Source organism: Erwinia sp. STN24, from assembly GCF_041320675.1.
In the GTDB taxonomy this organism is placed as follows: domain Bacteria; phylum Pseudomonadota; class Gammaproteobacteria; order Enterobacterales; family Enterobacteriaceae; genus Erwinia; species Erwinia aeris.
This window is the reverse complement of the sequence record NZ_JBGGPM010000001.1, coordinates 108,774-129,758: the sequence shown is the minus strand read 5'-3', so window position 1 is coordinate 129,758 and position 20,985 is coordinate 108,774. Positions and strand designations below refer to the sequence as shown.

At 55.8% G+C, this 20,985-nt stretch carries 19 protein-coding genes; 10 read left to right on the top strand and 9 right to left on the bottom strand.

From position 1 onward, the window contains the following. Positions 1-9: 9 nt before the first annotated feature. Positions 10-972, bottom strand: coding sequence for an isoaspartyl peptidase/L-asparaginase (locus ACA373_RS00635; RefSeq protein WP_253454767.1), 963 nt, complete (start codon positions 970-972; stop codon positions 10-12). 253 nt (positions 973-1,225) lie between these two features. Between ACA373_RS00635 and moeA the strand changes: the two genes are divergently transcribed. The 4 genes from moeA to ACA373_RS00615 all read left to right on the top strand — a co-directional run bounded on the left by moeA (position 1,226) and on the right by ACA373_RS00615 (position 5,452). Beyond that, entirely contained in the window at positions 1,226-2,461 is a 1,236-nt protein-coding gene (gene moeA, locus ACA373_RS00630) for a molybdopterin molybdotransferase MoeA (RefSeq protein WP_253454768.1), read from the top strand. Continuing rightward, positions 2,461-3,213 (top strand): molybdopterin-synthase adenylyltransferase MoeB, encoded by a 753-nt coding sequence (gene moeB, locus ACA373_RS00625; RefSeq protein WP_370733857.1) that lies wholly within the window; start codon positions 2,461-2,463, stop codon positions 3,211-3,213. The genes moeA and moeB overlap by 1 nt, the downstream gene beginning before the upstream one ends. A gap of 127 nt (positions 3,214-3,340) precedes the next feature. After that, positions 3,341-4,885 carry a diguanylate cyclase domain-containing protein gene (locus ACA373_RS00620; protein WP_370733856.1) on the top strand — a complete coding sequence of 515 codons (1,545 nt, stop codon included), beginning with the start codon at positions 3,341-3,343 and terminating at the stop codon, positions 4,883-4,885. Positions 4,886-5,023: 138 nt separating this feature from the next. After that, positions 5,024-5,452, top strand: a complete 429-nt coding sequence (locus tag ACA373_RS00615) for a hypothetical protein (RefSeq protein ID WP_370733855.1) — start codon at positions 5,024-5,026, stop codon at positions 5,450-5,452. 56 nt (positions 5,453-5,508) lie between these two features. Here ACA373_RS00615 and ACA373_RS00610 read toward each other — a convergent pair whose 3' ends face one another. The 8 genes from ACA373_RS00610 to ompX all read right to left on the bottom strand — a co-directional run bounded on the left by ACA373_RS00610 (position 5,509) and on the right by ompX (position 15,990). Next, positions 5,509-7,101 (bottom strand): ABC-F family ATPase, encoded by a 1,593-nt coding sequence (locus ACA373_RS00610; protein ID WP_253454772.1) that lies wholly within the window; start codon positions 7,099-7,101, stop codon positions 5,509-5,511. 102 nt (positions 7,102-7,203) lie between these two features. Continuing rightward, positions 7,204-8,691 carry a sugar porter family MFS transporter gene (locus ACA373_RS00605; protein ID WP_253454773.1) on the bottom strand — a complete coding sequence of 496 codons (1,488 nt, stop codon included), beginning with the start codon at positions 8,689-8,691 and terminating at the stop codon, positions 7,204-7,206. 448 nt (positions 8,692-9,139) lie between these two features. Beyond that, positions 9,140-10,702, bottom strand: a complete 1,563-nt coding sequence (locus tag ACA373_RS00600; RefSeq protein WP_253454774.1) for an efflux transporter outer membrane subunit — start codon at positions 10,700-10,702, stop codon at positions 9,140-9,142. A gap of 1 nt (position 10,703) precedes the next feature. Then, complete coding sequence (locus tag ACA373_RS00595) at positions 10,704-12,272, bottom strand: DHA2 family efflux MFS transporter permease subunit (RefSeq protein WP_301251253.1); 1,569 nt, start codon at positions 12,270-12,272, stop codon at positions 10,704-10,706. Further along, positions 12,269-13,444 carry an HlyD family secretion protein gene (locus ACA373_RS00590; protein WP_253454776.1) on the bottom strand — a complete coding sequence of 392 codons (1,176 nt, stop codon included), beginning with the start codon at positions 13,442-13,444 and terminating at the stop codon, positions 12,269-12,271. Before ACA373_RS00590 ends, ACA373_RS00595 begins: the two co-directional genes overlap by 4 nt. A gap of 108 nt (positions 13,445-13,552) precedes the next feature. Then, positions 13,553-14,668, bottom strand: a complete 1,116-nt coding sequence (locus ACA373_RS00585) for an SLC13 family permease (protein ID WP_301729795.1) — start codon at positions 14,666-14,668, stop codon at positions 13,553-13,555. A 21-nt stretch (positions 14,669-14,689) separates the two neighbouring features. Further along, positions 14,690-15,142 (bottom strand): manganese-binding transcriptional regulator MntR, encoded by a 453-nt coding sequence (mntR, locus tag ACA373_RS00580; protein ID WP_253454778.1) that lies wholly within the window; start codon positions 15,140-15,142, stop codon positions 14,690-14,692. A gap of 335 nt (positions 15,143-15,477) precedes the next feature. After that, positions 15,478-15,990: an outer membrane protein OmpX gene (ompX, locus tag ACA373_RS00575; protein WP_253454779.1), complete on the bottom strand. Its 513-nt coding sequence runs from the start codon at positions 15,988-15,990 to the stop codon at positions 15,478-15,480. A gap of 377 nt (positions 15,991-16,367) precedes the next feature. Here ompX and rhtA point away from each other — a divergent pair, with 377 nt between their 5' ends. The 6 genes from rhtA to glnQ all read left to right on the top strand — a co-directional run bounded on the left by rhtA (position 16,368) and on the right by glnQ (position 20,973). Next, positions 16,368-17,264: a threonine/homoserine exporter RhtA gene (gene rhtA / locus ACA373_RS00570; RefSeq protein WP_301251257.1), complete on the top strand. Its 897-nt coding sequence runs from the start codon at positions 16,368-16,370 to the stop codon at positions 17,262-17,264. Between the two features lie 372 nt (positions 17,265-17,636). Continuing rightward, entirely contained in the window at positions 17,637-18,140 is a 504-nt protein-coding gene (gene dps / locus ACA373_RS00565; protein ID WP_125288897.1) for a DNA starvation/stationary phase protection protein Dps, read from the top strand. A gap of 96 nt (positions 18,141-18,236) precedes the next feature. Continuing rightward, positions 18,237-18,500 (top strand): DksA/TraR family C4-type zinc finger protein, encoded by a 264-nt coding sequence (locus ACA373_RS00560; protein ID WP_253454781.1) that lies wholly within the window; start codon positions 18,237-18,239, stop codon positions 18,498-18,500. Positions 18,501-18,766: 266 nt separating this feature from the next. After that, positions 18,767-19,513, top strand: coding sequence for a glutamine ABC transporter substrate-binding protein GlnH (glnH, locus tag ACA373_RS00555; RefSeq protein ID WP_253454782.1), 747 nt, complete (start codon positions 18,767-18,769; stop codon positions 19,511-19,513). An 81-nt stretch (positions 19,514-19,594) separates the two neighbouring features. Next, positions 19,595-20,254, top strand: coding sequence for a glutamine ABC transporter permease GlnP (gene glnP / locus ACA373_RS00550; RefSeq protein WP_125288792.1), 660 nt, complete (start codon positions 19,595-19,597; stop codon positions 20,252-20,254). After that, on the top strand, positions 20,251-20,973 hold the full coding sequence (gene glnQ / locus ACA373_RS00545) for a glutamine ABC transporter ATP-binding protein GlnQ (protein ID WP_125288793.1): 723 nt from the start codon (positions 20,251-20,253) through the stop codon (positions 20,971-20,973). The genes glnP and glnQ overlap by 4 nt, the downstream gene beginning before the upstream one ends. Positions 20,974-20,985: the final 12 nt, after the last annotated feature.

The following is a 20,985-nucleotide window of genomic DNA, read 5'->3' as shown; positions in this document are numbered from 1 at the left end:
CCTGACTCCCTATTCTTCGCGATAGATTCCCACGTTTGGCGCATCGCCCACGTAGCCAAAACCCCGATACATGCCTTCGCTGTTAAACGGCAGCGCAATGTTGCCTTCGCGATCTATCGCTATCACGCCGCCGCTGCCGCCCAGCACGCTGATTTTTTCCATCACCACGCGCTCGCTGGCCTGCTTAAGCGACAGGCCGCCGTACTCCATCAGGGCAGCGATGTCGTAGGCCGCCAGCGTACGCATAAAAACTTCACCGCTGCCGGTGCAGGAAACCGCTACGTTGGCGTTATTGGCGTAGCAGCCTGCGCCGACAATTGGCGAGTCGCCGACGCGTCCGGCCTGCTTGTTGGTCATGCCGCCTGTTGAGGTAGCCGCCGCCAGATTGCCGTGCCGATCCAGCGCCACCGCGCCTACGGTGCCGAATTTACGATCGGGGTCAAGCGGATCGTCGGACGCCTGCGCCGCGCCGTCATGATCCAGCATGGTTTGCTGCATCTTTAAGGCTCGCTGTAACTGCTCGTAGCGTTCCGGCGTAGAAAAGAAGTCGGGCGGCACCGGCGCGAAGCCTTGCTCAACGGCAAACCGCTCCGCGCCCTCGCCAATAAACAGCACGTGCGGGCTTTTCTCCAGCACGGCACGCGCGACCAGCACCGGATTGCGTACCTGCCTGACCCCCGCGACCGCGCCCGCTTCCAGCGATCTGCCGTCCATCACGCAGGCGTCGAGCTCATGGGTGCCCTGATGGGTAAAGACCGCGCCTTTTCCCGCATTGAACAGCGGGCACTCCTCCAGCAGGCGCACGGCTTCCGTTACCGCATCCAGCGCGCTGCCGTCCTGCGCCAGGATAGCCTGTCCGCTGGCGACGATGTCGGAAAGCGCCTCGATATAAAGCCGTTCTTTTTCCGCGCTCAGGCTGGCGCGGGCAATAGCGCCAGCGCCGCCATGAATGACGATTGCTGCTCTGCTCATAATCCTTTTACCCTGCGTGCCAAATCGGCAAGAAAAACACTGTGTTAGAATGGTTTTGTCAAATTGTGACCGTTTTTGACTATAGGCAGGCTGTAAAGTGATGTAAAGCGGAAAGTGGGTACGGCGGTAATAACGAAAGCTTATGGTTTATAACCTGTTGGTAGCTTTACGTGACCGCGCCAATAATTCACGCCATACTATTTGCCATCTGATTGTATACGCCTGCCCGGCTGTCGGGCATGCCGAGGACGTTATGGAAGCTTTTACTGCGGGACTTATCTCCCTTGACGACGCGCTGTCTACCATGTTGGATCGCGTCACGCCGGTTGCAGAAACCGAAACGGTGCCGCTGACCGCGGCCACGGGCAGAATTACCGCCGCCGCCGTTATCTCTCCTGTTGATGTTCCCCCCTTTGCCAACTCCGCTATGGATGGCTACGCCGTACGCCTGGCCGACCTGGCGACGGGAAATCCGCTGCCCGTCGCCGGGAAAGCCTTTGCCGGAACGCCCTTTAGCGGCGAGTGGCCGGTCGGCAGCTGCATTCGCATTATGACCGGCGCGCCTGTACCGGCAGGTGCGGAGGCCGTGGTGATGCAGGAAGAAACCGAACAGGCTGGCGAAGCGGTGAAGTTCCTGGCCACGGTCAACGCCGGGCAGAATATTCGCCTGGCCGGTGAGGATATTGCTCAGGGCGCCAGCGTGCTGAGCGCCGGTATTCGTCTGGGCACGGCGGAGCTGCCGCTGCTGGCCTCGCTGGGCGTGCCGGAAGTGGCCGTTAAACGTCGGCTGCGCGTGGCGGTATTCTCTACCGGTGATGAGCTTCAGCCGGTCGGCGAACCGCTGGCCGCCGGTCAGATCTACGACACTAACCGTTTTGCCGTGCGCCTGATGCTGGAAAAGCTGGGCTGCGAGGTGATAGATCTTGGCATTATTCGCGATAATCAGGCCGCGCTGCGCGCCGCCTTTATTGAAGCGGACAGCCGGGCCGACGTGGTGATCAGCAGCGGCGGCGTTTCGGTGGGCGAAGCAGACTACACCAAAGCGATGCTGGAAGAGTTGGGCAAAATCGGCTTCTGGAAGCTGGCGATCAAGCCGGGCAAACCTTTTGCTTTCGGCCGGCTACAAAACAGCTGGTTCTGCGGCCTGCCGGGCAATCCCGTTTCCGCGGTGCTGACCTTTTATCAGCTGGTGCAGCCGCTGCTGGCGAAGCTTAGCGGCCTGACCGCTGCCGCGCTGCCGCCGCGCCAGCGAGTGAAAAGCGCCAGTAGCCTGAAAAAAACGCCCGGCAGGCTCGATTTTCAGCGCGGCAAACTGTCGCGCAATGCGCTGGGCGAGCTGGAAGTCAGCAGCACCGGCCCGCAGGGATCGCACGTCTTCAGCTCTTTCAGCCAGGCGAACTGCTTTATCGTGCTGGAGCGCGATCGCGGCAACGTACAGGCCGGGGAATGGGTGGAAGTCGAGCCGTTCAACAGCCTGCTGGAGGGGTAATGAAACCGGAACTGAGCGACGAAGAGATGCTGCGCTACAACCGGCAAATTGTGCTGCGCGGCTTCGATTTCGACGGCCAGGAAGCGCTGAAGGCGGCAAAAGCATTAATCGTTGGGCTGGGCGGTTTAGGCTGCGCCGCCAGCCCCTATCTGGCTTCCGCTGGCGTGGGCCATCTGACGCTGCTCGATTTTGACCACGTCTCCGTTTCTAATTTGCAGCGGCAGATCCTGCATCGCGATGCGCAGGTTGGCCTGCCGAAGGTTGACTCCGCACGCCGTCAGCTAGGTGAAATCAATCCGCATATCGTGCTGGAAAGCATCGATCGCCAGCTTGAAGAGGCAGTACTAGCCGATCTGATCGCCCGGCATGACGTGGTGCTGGACTGTACGGATAACGTGGCGACCCGCGAGCAGCTAAACCGGCTCTGCTTCGCCAGCAAAACGCCGCTGGTTTCCGGCGCGGCTATCCGCATGGAAGGCCAGATTAGCGTCTTTACCTGGCAGGAAGCGGAGCCTTGCTATCGCTGCCTGAGCCGCCTCTTTGGCGATGCCGCGCTCAGCTGTGTGGAAGCGGGCGTGATGGCGCCGCTGGTCGGCGTCATCGGCTCGCTCCAGGCGATGGAAGCCATCCGCCTGCTGAGCAAATATGGCGACAGCGTGGCGGGAAAACTGCTGATGTATGATGCGATGACATTACAGTTCCGCACGCTTAAGCTTGCCAAAGACCCCTGCTGCGAGGTTTGCGGCGGCTGACCTTCTTAGCGCGCCTTTTTTTGCAACGGCGCGCTCATTACTTGCCCGCTTAGTCTGTAAAAACAAGCCATTCTTCCGGCTGCCGCTATAGTTAGATCACTGCGAATGTCGCGCCAGGGAGTATTGCATGAGTGAGGAGCATCACCCGCAACCGGATGTCAGCATGCAGAGTCTGCGTCGCCTGCTGGTTGTATTTTTGCTGGTGATAGGCTGTGCCGTTGTGCTGGTGAACGGATGGGTGGTTTACAGTATTTGGCAGCGCGTTGTGAATGAAACTCAGAATAACGCCCGGAATTTATCACAATCGCTGTCACGACAAGCCGAAGATACGCTGCTGCCGGTCGAGCTGACGCTGCAGGATCTACGCGATCGTATTACGCTGGTCGGTCTGGACGCCGAGCGGCAAAACTACCTGCGCACGCTGTTAATGGAGCGAAAAGCTTCGCTGCCGCAGCTGCACGGCCTGTTTGTCTACGACCGCGCAGGCAACTGGGTGCTGACTTCTCAGGGAATGCTTAACCAGCGCAGCAATAATGCCGATCGCGCCTACTTTAAATATCATCAGCAGCATAGCGATTTGGATCTGCATATCGATGAGGTCATTCGCAGCCGCACCACCGGCGAGCTGGTTATTCCCGTTTCAATGAGGCTGAACAACCGCGACGGCACTTTTCGCGGCGTGCTGCTGGCTACGCTGCGCATCGACTATTTTCGGCAGATTTTTGGCTATTACAGCCTGGGTGACAAAGGCCTGCTGGCGCTGATGACCCATACGGGCAATATTCTTTACGTTCGTCCTTTTGTCGATAATCTGCTTAACCGCAACATAGCCAACAGTCCGCTGTTTACGCATCTGTTAAAAATTTCCCCCAACGGAACGGCAAGCTACAAAGCCGCGCTTGACGGCGTCGAACGTATTTTTGGCTATGCGAGCCTGAAACGCTATCCCCTGGTGATTACCGTCGGCTATGACAAAAAGCAGCTGGTGCAGGCCTGGCTGGCCGAGCTGGTGGTTTATTTGTCGCTGTGCGCGCTGCTGCTGCTGGTGATTGCCGCGCTGGGCTGGCTGCTGCTGCGTAATATTGGCCATACTATCCGCGATCAGGAGGAGCTGGCCACGGCGCGCGACCGGCTGACGGCGATAAACCGTACGCTGCAAACGCTGGCGCTGGTGGACAGCCTTACCGGTCTGGCGAATCGCCGCCAGTTCGACCTCTATCTGGATCGCAGCCTGGAGCGCGCCAATAAGCTGCGTTCGCCGATGGCGCTGCTGATGATAGATGTGGATTCATTTAAGCGGTTCAACGACACCTACGGCCATCTGGCCGGCGACGAGTGTTTGAAATACGTCGGCAACGCCCTGTTGAACATTGGGCTTCGCTCCGATGACCTGATCGCACGCTACGGCGGCGAGGAATTTGCGGTGATCCTTACCGATTGCGGCCAGGAGGCGGCGATGAAAGTGGCGGAAAGGATAAGAGAAGCCGTTGCCGCGCTGGAGATCCCACATCGTAACAGCGAAAGCGCGGCTAAAGTAGTGACTATCAGCATAGGTCTCCATGTGATGCAGAGCAATCAGCCGGAAGATCGCCAGACGCTGATAGGCCAGGCGGATAAAGCGCTTTATCAGGCAAAATTAGCCGGAAGGAATAGAGTGGAAATATTCCAGTAATTTCCAGAAAACATCAAATAGTTGCGCACCTTCACCTTTTTCTGCGCTGTTATCCTTTATTCTTTACGCGCCAAACCAGCCAGCCCTTTGCTTATCTCGCCCCGCTGGCGTAGTTTACAGGACACAAGGAACAGGGATATGGGTAGCTATTTATGCCCGTCTGACATGAGTGATGTCTGGCATAAGGACGAAGGAAACGGAGAAAATATGGATATTCTGGAACAGCGCGTTGAGCGACTTGAAGAAGATACGCGACAGATAAAACTCGATCTTGCCGTGCTTACGGCTCGTTCAGAAAATTTTGCCACCAAAACGGACGTGGCGGAACTCAGAGCCGAGTTGATAAAAGAGATAGCCGCCAGCGAGGCGCGCACTAATATCAGATTTGAAAAGATCGATGAAAAATTCGAGCGAATAGACGAAAAATTCGAGCGAATAGATGAAAAATTCGAGCGAATGTTTGAGAAGTTTAACGATATCAACAGCAGGATCACCTGGACGCTGATGATACCGGCGCTGGTGGCCGTTCTTCTGTGGTTTGTTAAAACCGCGATCCTGAAAATCTGACCCGATAGCTTACCGGGCCAATAAGGCGGAGCAGATGCCCCGCCTTTTTATTTAATTCAGGCGATACCTTTGCTGCGCAGGTAATCTTCGTAATTACCGGTGAAGTCGTGGATTTTGCCCGGCGTCATTTCAATCACGCGGGTCGCCAGCGAGCTGACGAACTCACGGTCGTGCGAAACGAAAATCAGCGTGCCTTCGTACATCTCCAACGCCATGTTCAGCGCCTCGATGGATTCCATATCCAGGTGGTTGGTCGGCTCATCCATAATCAGCACGTTCGGCTTTTCCATCATCAGCTTGCCAAACAGCATACGGCCCTTTTCGCCACCGGAGAGGACTTTCGCTGGCTTTTTGATATCGTCCTGGCTGAACAGCAGGCGACCCAGAATGCTGCGTACTGCCTGCTCGTCATCCCCTTCCTGCATCCACTGGCTCATCCAGTCGAACACCGTCAGGTCGTTGGCAAAATCATGCGCGTGATCCTGCGCATAATAGCCGATGCGGGCGTTTTCTGACCATTTAACCGTGCCGTTATCCGGCTGCTGTTCGCCCACCAGCGTTTTCAGCAGCGTGGATTTACCGATACCGTTCGGCCCGATAATCGCAAGCTTTTCGCCTACTTCCAGCAGCAGGTTAACGTTTTTAAACAGCGGGCCCTGATCGAAGCCTTTGGTCAGTCCTGCCAGCTCCAGCGCATTACGGAACAGCTTTTTATCCTGCTCGAAGCGAATAAACGGGTTCTGACGGCTGGAGGCCTTCACCTCATCCAGCTTGATTTTATCAATCTGCTTGGCGCGGGAAGTTGCCTGACGCGATTTAGAGGCGTTGGCGCTAAAGCGGCTGACGAAAGATTGCAGCTCGTTAATCTGCGCTTTCTTCTTGGCGTTATCGGCAAGCAGACGTTCGCGCGCCTGGGTTGCCGCCGTCATGTATTCGTCATAGTTGCCCGGATAAACGCGCAGCTCGCCGTAATCCAGATCGGCCATATGGGTGCAGACCATATTCAGGAAGTGACGGTCGTGCGAAATAATAATCATGGTGCTGTTACGTTCGTTCAGCACCTGCTCCAGCCAGCGAATAGTATCGATGTCCAGGTTGTTGGTTGGTTCGTCGAGCAGCAGGATCTCTGGATTAGAGAACAGCGCCTGCGCCAGCAGCACGCGCAGCTTCCAGCCCGGCGCAACTTCGCTCATGGGGCCGTAATGCTGCTCCAGCGGAATCCCCACGCCCAGCAGCAGTTCGCCAGCGCGCGATTCTGCGGTGTAACCGTCCATTTCGCCGTATTTTTCTTCCAGATCGGCCACTTTATAGCCGTCTTCTTCGCTCATTTCCGGCAGCGCGTAAATACGGTCACGCTCTTCTTTCACTTCCCACAGCTCGCCGTGGCCCATGATGACCGTATCCAGCACCGAGTACTGCTCAAAGGCGAACTGATCCTGACGGAGTTTACCGATGCGCTCGTTAGGATCGAGCGACACGTTGCCCGCAGACGGCACCAGGTCGCCGCCGAGAATTTTCATAAAGGTGGACTTGCCGCTACCGTTGGCACCGATCAGGCCATAGCGGTTGCCGCCGCCAAATTTGACAGAGATGTTTTCGAACAGCGGCTTACTGCCAAACTGCATGGTGACGTTGCTGGAAACTAGCACAGGATTGCCTTTCATTTACGATGGGGGAATAAATCAGCGCATAGTATGCCAAAAAAAAGGGGCGGCGAATACACCGCCGCCCGCTGAAGCTTCCCGATTTCGCTAATGACTTTCCGCTTTACGTTCCGGCGATCGTACGGCTCGTGTCTCAACGTCGTTACTCAGCCAGTCATGCAGATAATGTTCGATCTGCTCCAGGCTGCGGTTGCGCGTTTCCGGCACGCATTTGATAACAAAGACCGCGCCAAACAGGCCAATAAAGGCGAAGATAAAGAACGCGCCGGAAAGCCCTACCGTGGCCAGCAGCATCGGGAAAACCAGCGAGATAATGAAGTTGGCAATCCACATAGCAAATACCGCGCCGCCCATAAAAATCCCGCGCAGGCGAGTCGGGAAGATTTCCGAAAGCAGCAGCCAGGTGACCGGCGACAGCGCGCCCTGCTGGAAGCTAAGGAACATCAGCATGCCCAGCAATACCAGATAGCTACGCATCATGTCCGGCTGGCCATTGACCGTTTCCGGCATAAAATAGCTGATGCAGCCAATAAACAGCAGGCAGGCGGTGCAGCCGAACTGACCGATCATGGTCAGGGTGCGGCGTCCCAAACGGCCCAGCAGCCAGATCCCCACAAAGGTCATCAGTACTGAAATCACGCCGTTGGCGATAGTGGCAAACAGCGCAGCGTCGGTGCTCATACCCACCGCCTTCAGCATGGTAGGCGCGTAATACATAATGGTGTTTACGCCGGAAAGCTGTTGGATCACCGCTACGCCGATCCCGATAAGAAACAGTTTGAACAGCCAGGGCTTGCGCAGCTCTTTCAGGCTGGGCTTGTTTTTGTTTTCCTCTTCGCTGAGCGTTTCCTCAATTTCCGTCATCTCCCACTCGACGTCACTTTTGGCACGGGTTCTCTCCAGCACCTTGCGCGCCTCCGCCAGACGTCCCTTCATCGCGTACCAGCGCGGCGTATCGGGCATAAACATCATGCCGAACCAGAGCGCTACGGCGGGTACGGTAGCGACCGCCAGCATCCAGCGCCAGGTCTGCTCGCCGCCCCAGGCCGCGTTAAAACCGGCATTGGAAATATAGGCCAGCATCTGACCGGACACGATCATTAGCTCCTGGAGCGTAACCAGCTGTCCGCGCTTGTTGGCAGGCGCGATTTCGGCAATGTAGACCGGCACGGTTGCCGCCGCGCCGCCTACCGCCACGCCTAATACCAGGCGGAAGAAAATCATCCAGTGCACATCAGGTGCCAGTGAGGTTCCCAGTGCGCCGATGGCGAAAATGACGGCGAGAACGATAATGATTTTCTTCCGCCCGGCTGCCGCGGCGAAATGACCGGAAATCAGCGCGCCGAACGCGGCGCCGAACAGCAGCGAACTGGTCACCAGGCCGGTAGTGAATGGCGTAAGATGCAGCTCCGTGCCCATAAACAGCAGCGCACCGGAAATAACCCCGGTGTCGTAACCAAACAGCAGGCCGCCCAGCGTGGCGATAACGGCGATCACTTTGACGAAGGGTTCCGTTCGCGACGTGCTGTTAGGCCCCGAGGCCCGATTGGGCGTGAGATATTGTTCTTTAGGCATTATGTTGACCTCTTCGTTATTCGCAGGTCAGGCCGCCAGAAATAAAGTGGCGCCTGGTGTGTTCTCCAGGCTCTTAACTTAGTGCATTTCTTTCATTTAAAATAACAATGAAAATTAAATTTTGCGGCACAGCTCTCACCGCATCGCTGCTTTTGTGACGCAAGTATCATAAGTGGGGCGCAACCTGTCGCCAAACCTTACCCTGCCTGGGTTAAAACAGAAAAGCGCGCCCTTATCCAACTAAAACTTTTATTTCATTTTAATGAAAAAGTATCGGATAATTTTGCCGTGGGCGGTTTATGACCGTTAAGCATTTCGATCGTGGAGGGAAAAACGGCTGTAACAGGCGAGGCAGATGTTTTCATAAAAGGCGGCACTGGCAGGAACGGGCAAAGCCAGGTAAGGCGACCGGCGGCGACGTTGCGTTACCGCCGGTTGGGAAAGGGTCTCAGCCCGCAGGCGTATCGCCGCTTTCTGCGGGGCCGAAAACGGAGTAGTCCGGCAGCTGCACGTTTTGATAAAGCTCCCAGCCGCCGCCCAGCGCTTTATAGAGCGCGACCAGATCCAGGCTGCTCTGCACCCTGGCAGATGCGGCCTGCTGCTTCGCCTGAGCCAGCTGGCGCTGCGCGGTTAGCGCGTCGATAAACGAAGAAAGCCCCTTGCCATAGCTGTCGTTAGCCAAATCGAAGGCGTTTTGCAGCGCGTCAACCGTTTGATCCAACCCTTCCACCTGCTGCTGATCGGTGCGATAGCTGACTAACGCGTTTTCCACATCCTGCAAGGCGGTCAGAACCGTCTGCCGATAGCCAAGCGCGGCGCTGGCCTGCTCCGCTCTGGCGAGTTTTACGCCAGAAACCAGCCTGCCGCCCTGGAAAATCGGCAGCGAGACCGAGGCGCCGTAGCTGTAGAAATGGCTGCTCCAGTTATCCAGATAGCTGGCGTCGGTATTACGCATTCCGAACTGCCCGGTCAGCGAGAAATCCGGGAACAGCTGTGCGACGGAAACGCCAATACTGGCTGTCGCCTCATGCAGTCTCGCTTCCGCCTGACGCACGTCCGGACGCCGGCGCGCCAGCGTGGACGGCAGACCCACCGATACCGCTTTTGGCAAGGCCGGCATCGCTTTCGGCGCGGCCAGTTCGGCATCCAGCGCCCCCGGCGGCTTGCCGATCAGCACCGCCAGCCCGTTCATCGCCTGATGCATTTGCGATTCATACTGCGGCAGCTGCGCGCGCAGAGAATGCAGCTGGGCGCGAGCGTTTTCCACGTCCATCTGAGGCGCGAGGCCGTTGCGCTGCTGGCTTTGCGTCAGCTCCAGCGTTTGCTGCGCCACTTCAATCTGCGTTTGCAGCGTCTGGCTAATCAGCTGCGCGCCGCGCAGCTGTAAATAGGTGCGGGCCACCTCAGCCTCAAGCGAAACCAGCGCGTCGTTACGGCTTTCCAGCGACTCCTGCTGCTGCGCGCCTGCCGCCTCAACCTGCCGACGGACTTTGCCCCACAGATCCAGCTCCCAGGAGGCGTCGAAGCTACCCTGGTAAAGCCCGACCGGCTTGGTCAGCCCGTTCAGCGCCGAGCGAACGTCGGTATCGCCGCTGACCTCATCCAGCTGGCTGTAGACGCCTTTCGATTCCAGCTCGCCTTTCAGGCCCAGCTGCTGGCGCTGTGCCGAGGCGGCACCGTTGATCGAGGGGAACCATGCGCCGCGAGCCTGATTAAGCTGCTGACGAGAACCGGCGATGCGCAAAACAGCCTGCTGCAGGCTCAGATTGCCGACGATGGCGCGATCGATCAGGCTGTTTAGCTGCGGATCGTTAAACGATTTCCACCAGCCCGGATTGGTGACGGTGGCCTGGGGACGAGACGCGCGATCCGATGCCAGCGAGTTGAAAGCAGCGGGCGTGGACGGTTTCGGCGCCCGGTAGTCCGGCCCGACGCTACAGGCCGACAGCGTAATAGCCGCAACCAGCAGCACGCCGAGCCGCGAACGCGTAAATAAAGGAGAAACGTTCATGTCAGTGTGCTCCTGCACTGCCCTCGCTCTTAATCGGCGCCAGCAGTAAACAAAATGGAATAAGAACCAGGGCGACAATGCTCAGGCCCATAAAAACGTCGATATAGGCCAGAATACGCGCCTGGACGATCATCTCTTTATAGACCTGCCCTGTCGCTATCGTAATCGGATCGCCCACCGCTGAGGTAAAGTCTCTGACCCCCTGCGCCCAGCGTTCTACCGTCAGATTGAACGGCTCGTTAAGCGGCGTCATGTTATGCACCATGTGCGCGCTACGCGCCTGCTCCCGCTCGGTAATCATCGCCGTAGAAAGCGAAATGCCTATCGAACCCGCCACGTTACGACACATGGTGAACAGCGCTGACGCATCCGCATTTAGCTTTTGTGGAATAGTCACGAACGCAATGGTCGTTAACGGCACAAACAGGAAACCCAGCCCGATGGTCTGCGCGCTGCGCATCATCACCAGCGTGGTGAAATCGATATTGGGCGTCAGCTTCGCGGAATAGAGAAAAGAGACAAACAGGCAGGTAAAACCGAAGGCGATAATCCAGCGCGTCTGGACGATCGGCATCAGCTTCAGCACCAGCGGAATGGTCAGCACAATCAGCACCGCACCGGGCGAAAGCACCAGCCCTGACCAGGTGGCGGTATAGCCCAGATCCTGCTGCGCCAGCTGGGGGATCACCACCGAGCTGCCATAGAGGATGGCCGCCATGCCGGACATCAGAATACTGGCGACGGCAAAGTTACGGTCTTTCAGCACGTGCAGATCCACCACCGGCTTTTTGGCGTACAGCAGCCAGTAAACCGCGCCGACCAGCCCGATGGCGCTCAGTATGGCGAAGGTCATAATAAAATTAGAGCTGAACCAGTCGTCATCTTCGCCGCGATCGAGAAAGACCTGCAAACAGCCCAGTCCCAGGGTAATTAAACCGATACCGATATAGTCGATATTCAGTTTTCCTTTCGCCCACTTACGCTCCCACGGCGGATCTTCCAGCAGCTGATAGATAGCCAGCACGCTGAGGATGCCGACCGGAATATTGATAAAGAATACCCAGCGCCAGCTGTAGTTATCGGTGATCCAGCCGCCCAGCGTCGGGCCAAGCACCGGCGCGACGATAATGGCGATAGAGGAAAGACCAAATGCCTTGCCGCGATCTTCCGGCTTAAAGTAGTCCAACAGTACCGATTGCTGTACCGGCTGCAGGCCGCCGCCGAAAAAGCCCTGCAGGATCCTGAACAGAATGATCTGCCACAGCTCGGTAGCGATGCCGCACAGGAAAGAGCAGACGGTAAACATCACAATACAGATCAGAAAGAACTGCTTGCGGCCAAATACGCGGCTGAGGAAGGCGGAGATCGGCAGCACGATGCCGTTCGCCACCAGATAGGAGGTCAGCACCCAGGTTGACTCGTCATAGCTGGATGAGAGCGAACCGGCGACGTGCGGCAGCGCCACGTTGACAATGGTGGTGTCCAGGATCTCCATAAACACCGCCAGCGTCACCGTCATCGCGACCAGCCAGGGGTTACTGGCCGGCTGCCAGCTCTGGCTTTGACTCATTCCACTGTTACCTCAGGCTCCACCGACAGCCCCAGCGGCAGCGGCTTGTTCGGATCCAGTCCCTTATCGATAACGATCTTGACCGGCACGCGCTGGACAATTTTCACATAGTTGCCGGTCGCGTTTTCCGACGGGAAGGTAGAGAAACGGGAGCCTGAACCCATCTGAATGCTTTCCACGTGCCCTTCCAGCTTCATATCCGGCCAGGCATCCACGGAAATATGCACTTTATCGCCAGGGTTCATTCTTTCCAGCTGCGACTCTTTAAAGTTGGCGGTGATCCAGACATCTGGCGAAACCAGCGAAAACAGCGAGGTGCCAGCCTGAACCAGCGTGCCGACCTGCACGTTACGTTTAGTGACGAAGCCATCGTAAGGCGCGCGCACTTCTGTATAGGAAAGGTTGAGGTTAGCCGTGTTCAGCTGCGCTTTGGCCTGTTCGACCTGCTGCTGACGAGCTTCCACGTTGGTTTCCTGCTGGCGAATTTGCAGCTGGATTTGCGAAGCGACTTCTACCTGCGCTTTCGCGCTTTCCAGCTCGGCCTTCGCGCTTCTTAACTGCGCGCTGGCCGCATCAATATTACGCTGCGAGGTTGCACGCGGATCGACGCCGCGCTGGCGTTTGTAATCTTCCTGAGCGTTAAGGAAGTTAGCTTCCGCCTTGGCCTGCTGCGCCAGCGCCTGATCTTTCTGCGCCGGATACTGCACTTTAGACAGCGCCAGAGAAGCCTGCGCCTGATGCAGCTGCGCCACGGCCAGGCCAAGCTGGGCCTGAGCCTGATCGCGCTGCGCCTGGGTATCCTGCGGATCGATAACTACCAGCAGATCGCCCTTTTTCACCCGCTGGTTATCGGTAACCAGCAGCTTAGTGACATAGCCGGAGGCTTTAGGCGCAATAGTCACGGCGTCCGATTCCGTAAAGGCGTCGTCCGTCGTTTCTATATTGCGGCCGGTAAACCAGAAGTAAAAGCCGACAATAATCATGACGATCACCACAATCGCCAGAATAATCAGCGGCTTTTTGCCGGGGCGTTTACGTTCCGCCTGGCCCTCGTCCTGCTGCTGGTCGTCCTGCTGCGGTTTGTCGTTTTGGTCGTCAGACTGCGAATTATTCTGCGGATGACGCTGGTCATCATCTGAGGAAGAATTTGATTGATTAGCCATAGTTCTCATCAGGTTACGGCGGGCTCAAGCCAAGCCCGCAAGATTCACGCTGTTATAAACATAGGGCCTAAATTGACAAATGCCAGTGTTTCTTTACAAAGTCAGAAAAGATTCAGGCTACAGCGCATCAATGCCTAAAAGCAGCACCCAGCCCAGCGCCATCGCCCACAGCAGCATGGGCAGCGAGTAGAAGTGGAAACGCAGCCAGACAGAGCGATCTTTCGCCATCCGCAGCGCGATAAGGTTTGCCAGCGAACCGGGCAGCAGCCCGAAACCGCCGATATTCACCGCCCAGGCCAGCAGCGTGCTGGCTGGCAGATTCGCCAGCAGTAAAATAGTAGCCGGCACGTTGCTGATAATCTGCGACAGGCCGATCGCCAGCAGATATTTCCCGCCCTCCGGCAGCTGCGGAATTTGCTGGAGCAGATGCTGTAAAGCGGGAAGTCGGGTTAACAGAAAAACATCCACGAACATGGCGATAAATACCGCCAGCAGGCTCCAGTCGATCGCCAGCAGCGTGCGGCGTGCCATCAGCAGGAAAACGCCAAATACCAGCAGAACGCCCCAGCCCGCATAGCCCATCTCCAGCGCGATAATAAACAGCAAATAGAGCACGACGCTGGCAATCAGCAACGAGCGCTGCCATTGCGTTTCCGGCGACTGTGACGAGCGCTCGATCCGTTTCGCCGAAAAACTGACGGCGGTAAGCAGCAGCAGGCTGGCCAGCAGCGCCCCGCCCAGCGGCAGCATCTGGCCGATAAAACCGGCGAAGCCGACGTGGCCGTGTTGCCACAGCAGGATATTTTGCGGATTGCCTATGGGCGTGAGCAGCGATCCGGCGTTAACCGCCAGCGCCTCAAAGATGACCAGCCGGGCGATCGGCAGCGAGGAGTAGCGACGCAGCGTCAGCGTCAGCGGCACCAGGATAAAGAGTGCGACATCGTTGGTCAGGAAAGTGGACAGCAGCGCGGCGGCAGCGGTCAGAAACAGCGCCAGCGAACGCTCTGACTGAAAGCGCTGCACCAGGCGACGTCCCAACACGTCGAAATAACCGCTGGCTTCGATGCCTTTGGTCAGCATCAACAGCCCGCCCAGCGTCAGTATGGTCGACCAGTCCACCGCCGCAGGCAGCTGCCGCAGCGAGAAAGGCGCAAAGCAGGCCAGCAGCAGGCCCAGTAAAATTAACAGATGCAGAAAGCGATCGTGCAAAAAAGGCCTGAGCAGCGTTGCCATACGGACTCACCTGAGAGGAAATTACTGACGGCTTTCGTAGAATTGCTGAAAAATAGCCAGGGTTTCGTCACTAACGTGATGTTCCAGCCCTTCCGCATCGCGGCGGGCGGTATCAGGGCTGATGCCCAGCGCCAGCAAAAACGTTTCCACAATATGGTGGCGTTTGCGGCTTTCTTCCGCCAGCGCCTCTCCTTCAGCAGTCAGGAACACGCCGCGATAGGGAACCTGCTCGACCAGTCCAACCGTAGCCAGGCGTTTCAACATTTTGGCAACGGTAGGCTGGGAAACGCCGAGCCGCGCCGCCATATCAACCTGGCGGGCTTCGCCAAATTCACGGATCAGATCGGAAATCAGCTCAACATAGTCATCAATTAATTCACGCCGATGGGCTTCACGGACCTGACGGAAGCCTTCGACATGCTCTTCTATCTCTTTCAGTGGCGCAGGCACTGCGGTTTTAGCGCGACGACTCATTCAGCTTCCTCATTATTATTTCTGGCGCGTGCGGGCGCTCGCATCAGCCTGATGGTGCCACATTGTAAACGAAGCGCACGGAAGCACAAAATCTCGCGCAATAGCGCTGGCTACGAATTATAGCCTGTGCTATACCTGTACATAAAGCGAACGGAGGAGACCATGAAAAAACCACTTTTACTACAGCTGCTCTGTCGTTCGCCTTTTACGCTACGGCTGATGCTGCTGGAGATGCTGACAGCAGAAAAAAATCCCGGCGGCTGATTCAGCCATAAAAAAAATCCGCCACGTGGGCGGATTTTTTATCAACCAACCGAAGCTGGTTTCAGGCAATCTTAGAAGCTGTAGCCAACACCAGCAATCCAGGTGCCAACGTCTACGCTGCGGATGCGGCTCTGCTCGTAACCAACGTCCAGAGCAACGTTTTCGATGCCTGGGTTGAACTGCAGGCCCGCACCGTAGGAAACACCTACGTCGCTTGAGTCAGACTTGTCACGCGCTGGTGCGTTCTGCTGGAATTTACCGTAACCGATACCAACCACGCCATAGATGCTGGCCCAGTCGTTCAGACGGTAAGCAGGACCACCGGTGATGCCGTAGTACTGGCCTTTGTTATAGACGCCAGCGTCGGTACGATCTTTCTCGGTGTAGGTGAAAGAACCGATCCAGCCCAGTGGATCGCTGCCGTTTTCGTAGCGGTATTTCAGGTTGAAACCGTTAGCTTTGTTAGCCACGCCCTGCATATCGCTTTGTGCGTAACCACCGGAAACTGTGCTCTGTGCCATCGCTGAACCAGCAGAAACTGCCAGTACACAAGCCAGTGCTGAAAGACATGCAATTTTTTTCATAACCACCTCAAATGTGAAAGTACTTATCTCCTGACAACGCTGAAAATATAACAAACCTCAGCCAGAAACTCTGCCCCGTTTTTGTTGTCCAAGACAATGTTTGGTGTAACAGGACGTTAATGATTCTTTCTATCTCATTCTTTTTACTTATGTTTCTCTCTTTGCCGCTTCGCCTGACCAGCAATGTAAAAATTTGTTCATTGAGATAAATCTTAATTAAACTGACACTTCTTTACCCGTCTGCGTGCGCTTGACGACGAATTTTCCGAATTTCTTTAACGTTTTCCCAGGCCATTTTTGCCTGGTTTGCACAATCTGTTGGTACACTTCGGGGAACTTTTCTCCCGTTCGATGGACAAATAAGGTTGGTCAAAAGGATGTCTCCCTCTTCACGCGGTTCTTCAATCTGGTTTCCTGTCTTACTGCTCTTGCTCGCCATGACCTCAATTCAGGGCGGGGCCGCGCTGGCAAAAACCCTGTTTCCGGTAGTCGGCGCACCGGGGATCACCGCCCTGCGTCTTGGGCTGGGCACGCTTATTCTTTGCCTTATCTTCAAACCCTGGCGGCTGCGGTTCAGCCGCGATCGCGTAGTACCTCTGGTTTTGTATGGCCTGGCGCTGGGCGGCATGAACTATACGTTTTATCTGGCGCTGCGTACCGTCCCGCTGGGCATTGCCGTTGCGCTGGAATTTGTCGGTCCGCTGACGCTGGCGCTGGTGGGGTCGAGAAAGCCTCGCGATTTTCTCTGGGTGGCGCTGGCGTTGCTTGGGCTGTGGCTTTTGCTGCCTCTTGGCAAGAGCATGTCGGGCATCGATCCCAAAGGCGCATTTTTTGCGCTGCTGGCTGGTGCCTGCTGGGCCATCTATATTCTGAGCGGCCAACGCGCAGGAGCGGAGCACGGCCCTGCTACCGTCGCCATGGGATCGCTGATCGCTTCGCTGGTCTTTGTCCCTGTTGGCTTTACGTTTGCCGAAAGCGGCGTCTGGAACCTGGCAGTTTTACCGGTTGCGCTTATTGTCGCCATTCTTTCCAGCGCGTTCCCCTATACGCTGGAGATGGTCGCGCTGACCCGGCTGCCGGCCAGGACGTTTGGCACACTGATGAGCCTGGAGCCGGCCATGGGCGCGCTTTCCGGCATGATTTTCCTGGGCGAGCTGCTGACGCTGCCGCAATGGCTGGGCCTGCTGTCGATTATTATCGCCTCGGCAGGCGCTACGCTGAGTCTGCGTCCCGCTAAGCAAAAAGTCGTTCCGATTAGCGAGCTGCGTGAATAGCTATATTCAGAAAAGTTTATCCCGGCAGACAAATTTAAAGAGGCGTCTGTTAAAAAAGGAATATGTCATATATGGCTCGGATAATTCTGAGCCAATTTAATAAATCGTGGCTTTTTAACAGGGTTTTTTACGCAATTTGTAACGAAACGATAAATTAAAAATCTATTTTTTATCAGTCATTTATCTTTATCAATCTAAATGAGAATATTTATTAATCGCATTCGATAAATTATTCCTCTTTAATACCAGTCAGTTAAACCCTAAGGCCGCTACTATTTGTGCGATAGGCAGTATCGTGATGGCAATGTTGAAAAGCGCTGCTATACTTATTCGGTACATTCAGGACAACTGACCATTAAGAGGATATTAATGATGAGTACCGCTAAACTGGTAAAAACGACTGCGACCGATCTGCATTACACCCGCAACAACGTGGCCGATGAGGAAAAGAAAGCCACCATTGAGGTGTTGAATCGTCTGGTAACGGAATTCATTGATTTGTCCCTGATTACCAAACAGGCGCACTGGAATATGCGCGGCGCTAACTTTATTGGCGTACACGAAATGCTGGACGGTTTCCGCACTACGATTACCGATCATCAGGACACCATTGCAGAGCGCGTAGTACAGCTGGGCGGCGTGGCGTTGGGCACCACTCAGGTAGTGAACGATCGCACTCCGCTGAAAAGCTATCCGCTGAACATTCATACCGTTCAGGATCACCTTAAAGCGCTGGCAGAACGCTATGCCGTTGTCGCTAACGATACTCGTAAAGCGATTAGTGAAGTTGAAGACGAAGACACCGCAGATATCTTTACCGCCGCTTCCCGCGACCTGGATAAATTCCTGTGGTTTATCGAATCTAACATCGAGTAAGTCGATGCGGGCTGCGCTCAGTAGCCCCACTTTTCATAGCGTGGTTTTGCGAGCAGATGAGGCCTTTCATCTGCTCTTCTTATATGGAGGAAAGCGATGGCCAGTGGTTGGGCACGTGATGATGCCGTACAGGAACAGATCGACTCAACGGTAGAAGATGCCGTTAATCGCGCCCGGCGCGCCATTCATCATGGCGCCAGCGCAAAATATTGCGAAGAGTGCGGGGATGCCATTCCTGAAGCTCGCCGTCTGGCCCTGCCCGGCGTGCAATATTGTATTCAATGCCAGGCACAGCGAGACAAACAGCAGCAGTCGACGCTTTTTAATCGCCGCGGCAGTAAAGACAGCCAGCTGCGTTAATCACGCGAGCGCTCTCGCACCCTTTCCTTTTTTACTTTGTTTTTTATCCTCCGCCAGGTTAAAACTGGATTGCACCATAATGAAACCAGCGCACTGTTTTGGTGCCTCATTATGGTGCATCGCGCTACTTAAGGCGTAATTATCCCTGTTAAATTGACTCAACGTGCTGTTTTCAATATATTTTGAAAACCTGGCATAGTTTTTTCATATGGCTGCTGGCATTCAATCGGACAAGGCGCTTGTCCGACTGCAATAAGGATAAAAAGATGAAGTCACTTGTTAAGTTTTCCCTGGCTGCGCTGACGCTGGCGTTTGCCGTCTCTTCTACCGCCGCAGAAAAAAAGCTGGTTGTCGCCACCGATACCGCCTTTGTTCCTTTTGAGTTCAAACAGGGTAACCAATATGTGGGCTTCGATGTGGAGCTGTGGGCGGCTATCGCGAAGGAACTGAAGCTGGACTATACCCTTAAACCAATGGATTTTAGCGGTATCATTCCGGGTCTGCAGACGCGTAATGTCGATCTGGCGCTGGCCGGTATCACTATCACTGACGCCCGCAAGCAGGCGATTGATTTCTCCGACAGCTACTATAAAAGCGGTCTGCTGGTGATGGTCAAAGCCAATAACGACAAAATTCAGGGTCTGAAAGATCTTGATGGCAAAGTCGTTGCGGTGAAAAGCGGCACCGGCTCCGTGGATTACGCTAAGCAGCACATCAAAACCAAAGATCTGCGCCAGTTCCCTAATATCGATAATGCCTATATGGAGCTGGGCACGGGCCGTGCGGACGCCGTGCTGCACGATACGCCAAACATCCTTTACTTCATTAACACCGCAGGCAAAGGCCAGTTCAAAGCCGTAGGCGAATCGATCGAAGCGCAGGATTACGGTATCGCCTTCCCGAAAGGCAGCGACGAGCTGCGTGAAAAAGTAAACGGCGCGCTGAAAACGCTGCGTGCAAACGGTACCTACAACACAATTTATAAAAAATGGTTCGGTTCCGAGCCTAAATAATCGCTTTTACTTTTCGCAGGCGCGCTGTGCGCCTGCGTTTTCCACACCAACGAAATATGGTTTTGATCCGGAGAAATAAGAATGCAGTTTGACTGGAGCGCCATCTGGCCATCTATTCCGGCCCTGCTCGAGGGCGCCCGCCTGACGCTGTGGATATCCGTCCTCGGCCTGATTGGCGGCCTGATTATCGGCCTTATAGCGGGTTTTGCCCGCGCTTACGGCGGCTGGCTGTCGCGTAATATCGCCCTGGTCTTTATTGAACTGATCCGCGGCACGCCGATTGTCGTGCAGGTGATGTTTATCTATTTTGCGCTGCCGATGGCCTTTAACGATTTGCGCATCGACCCTTTTAGCGCGGCAGTGGTCACCATCATGATTAACTCCGGCGCTTACATCGCTGAAATTACCCGTGGCGCCGTGCTGTCAATCAATAAGGGCTTTCGTGAAGCCGGTCTGGCGCTGGGTCTTTCCAGTCGCGAAACGCTGCGCTACGTTATCATGCCGCTGGCGCTGCGCCGTATGCTGCCGCCGCTGGGTAACCAGTGGATCGTCAGCATCAAGGATACCTCCCTGTTTATCGTTATCGGCGTGGCGGAGCTGACTCGCCAGGGCCAGGAAATCATTGCCGGTAACTTCCGCGCGCTGGAAATCTGGAGCGCCGTAGCCGTTATCTATCTGTTTATTACGCTGGTGCTGAGCTTTGTTCTGCGTCGCATTGAAAAAAGGATGAAGATCCTGTGATTGAATTTAAAAACGTCTCCAAACATTTTGGCGAAACGCAGGTTCTGCATAATATCGATCTGACTATTAAACAGGGCGAGGTCGTGGTGATTATCGGGCCGTCCGGCTCCGGCAAATCCACGCTGCTGCGCTGCATTAACAAGCTGGAAGAGATCACCACCGGCGAGCTGATTGTGGACGGGCTGAAGGTCAACGATCCTAAAGTAGACGATCGCCTGATCCGCCAGGAAGCGGGCATGGTGTTCCAGCAGTTCCATCTGTTCCCGCAGATGAGCGCGCTGGATAACGTCGCTTTTGGCCCAATCCGCGTACGCGGCGCCAGCAAAGCCGATGCGCAGCGTCTGGCAAAAGAGCTGCTGGGCAAGGTCGGCCTGGCCGAACGCGCGCACCATTTCCCGTCGGAGCTTTCCGGCGGCCAACAGCAGCGTGTGGCCATTGCCCGCGCGCTGGCGGTCAAGCCGAAGATGATGCTGTTCGATGAGCCAACCTCCGCGCTGGATCCGGAGCTGCGTCATGAAGTGCTGAAGGTAATGCAGGACCTGGCGGAAGAAGGCATGACCATGGTTATTGTGACGCACGAAGTGGGCTTTGCGAAGAAAGTCGCTTCACGCCTGATCTTTATCGATAAAGGCCGCATTGCGGAAGACGGCGATCCGGCAGAGCTGATTGATAACCCGCCGGGCGCACGCCTGCAGGAATTCTTACAGCACGTCTCCTAATTTTTTGGGGCG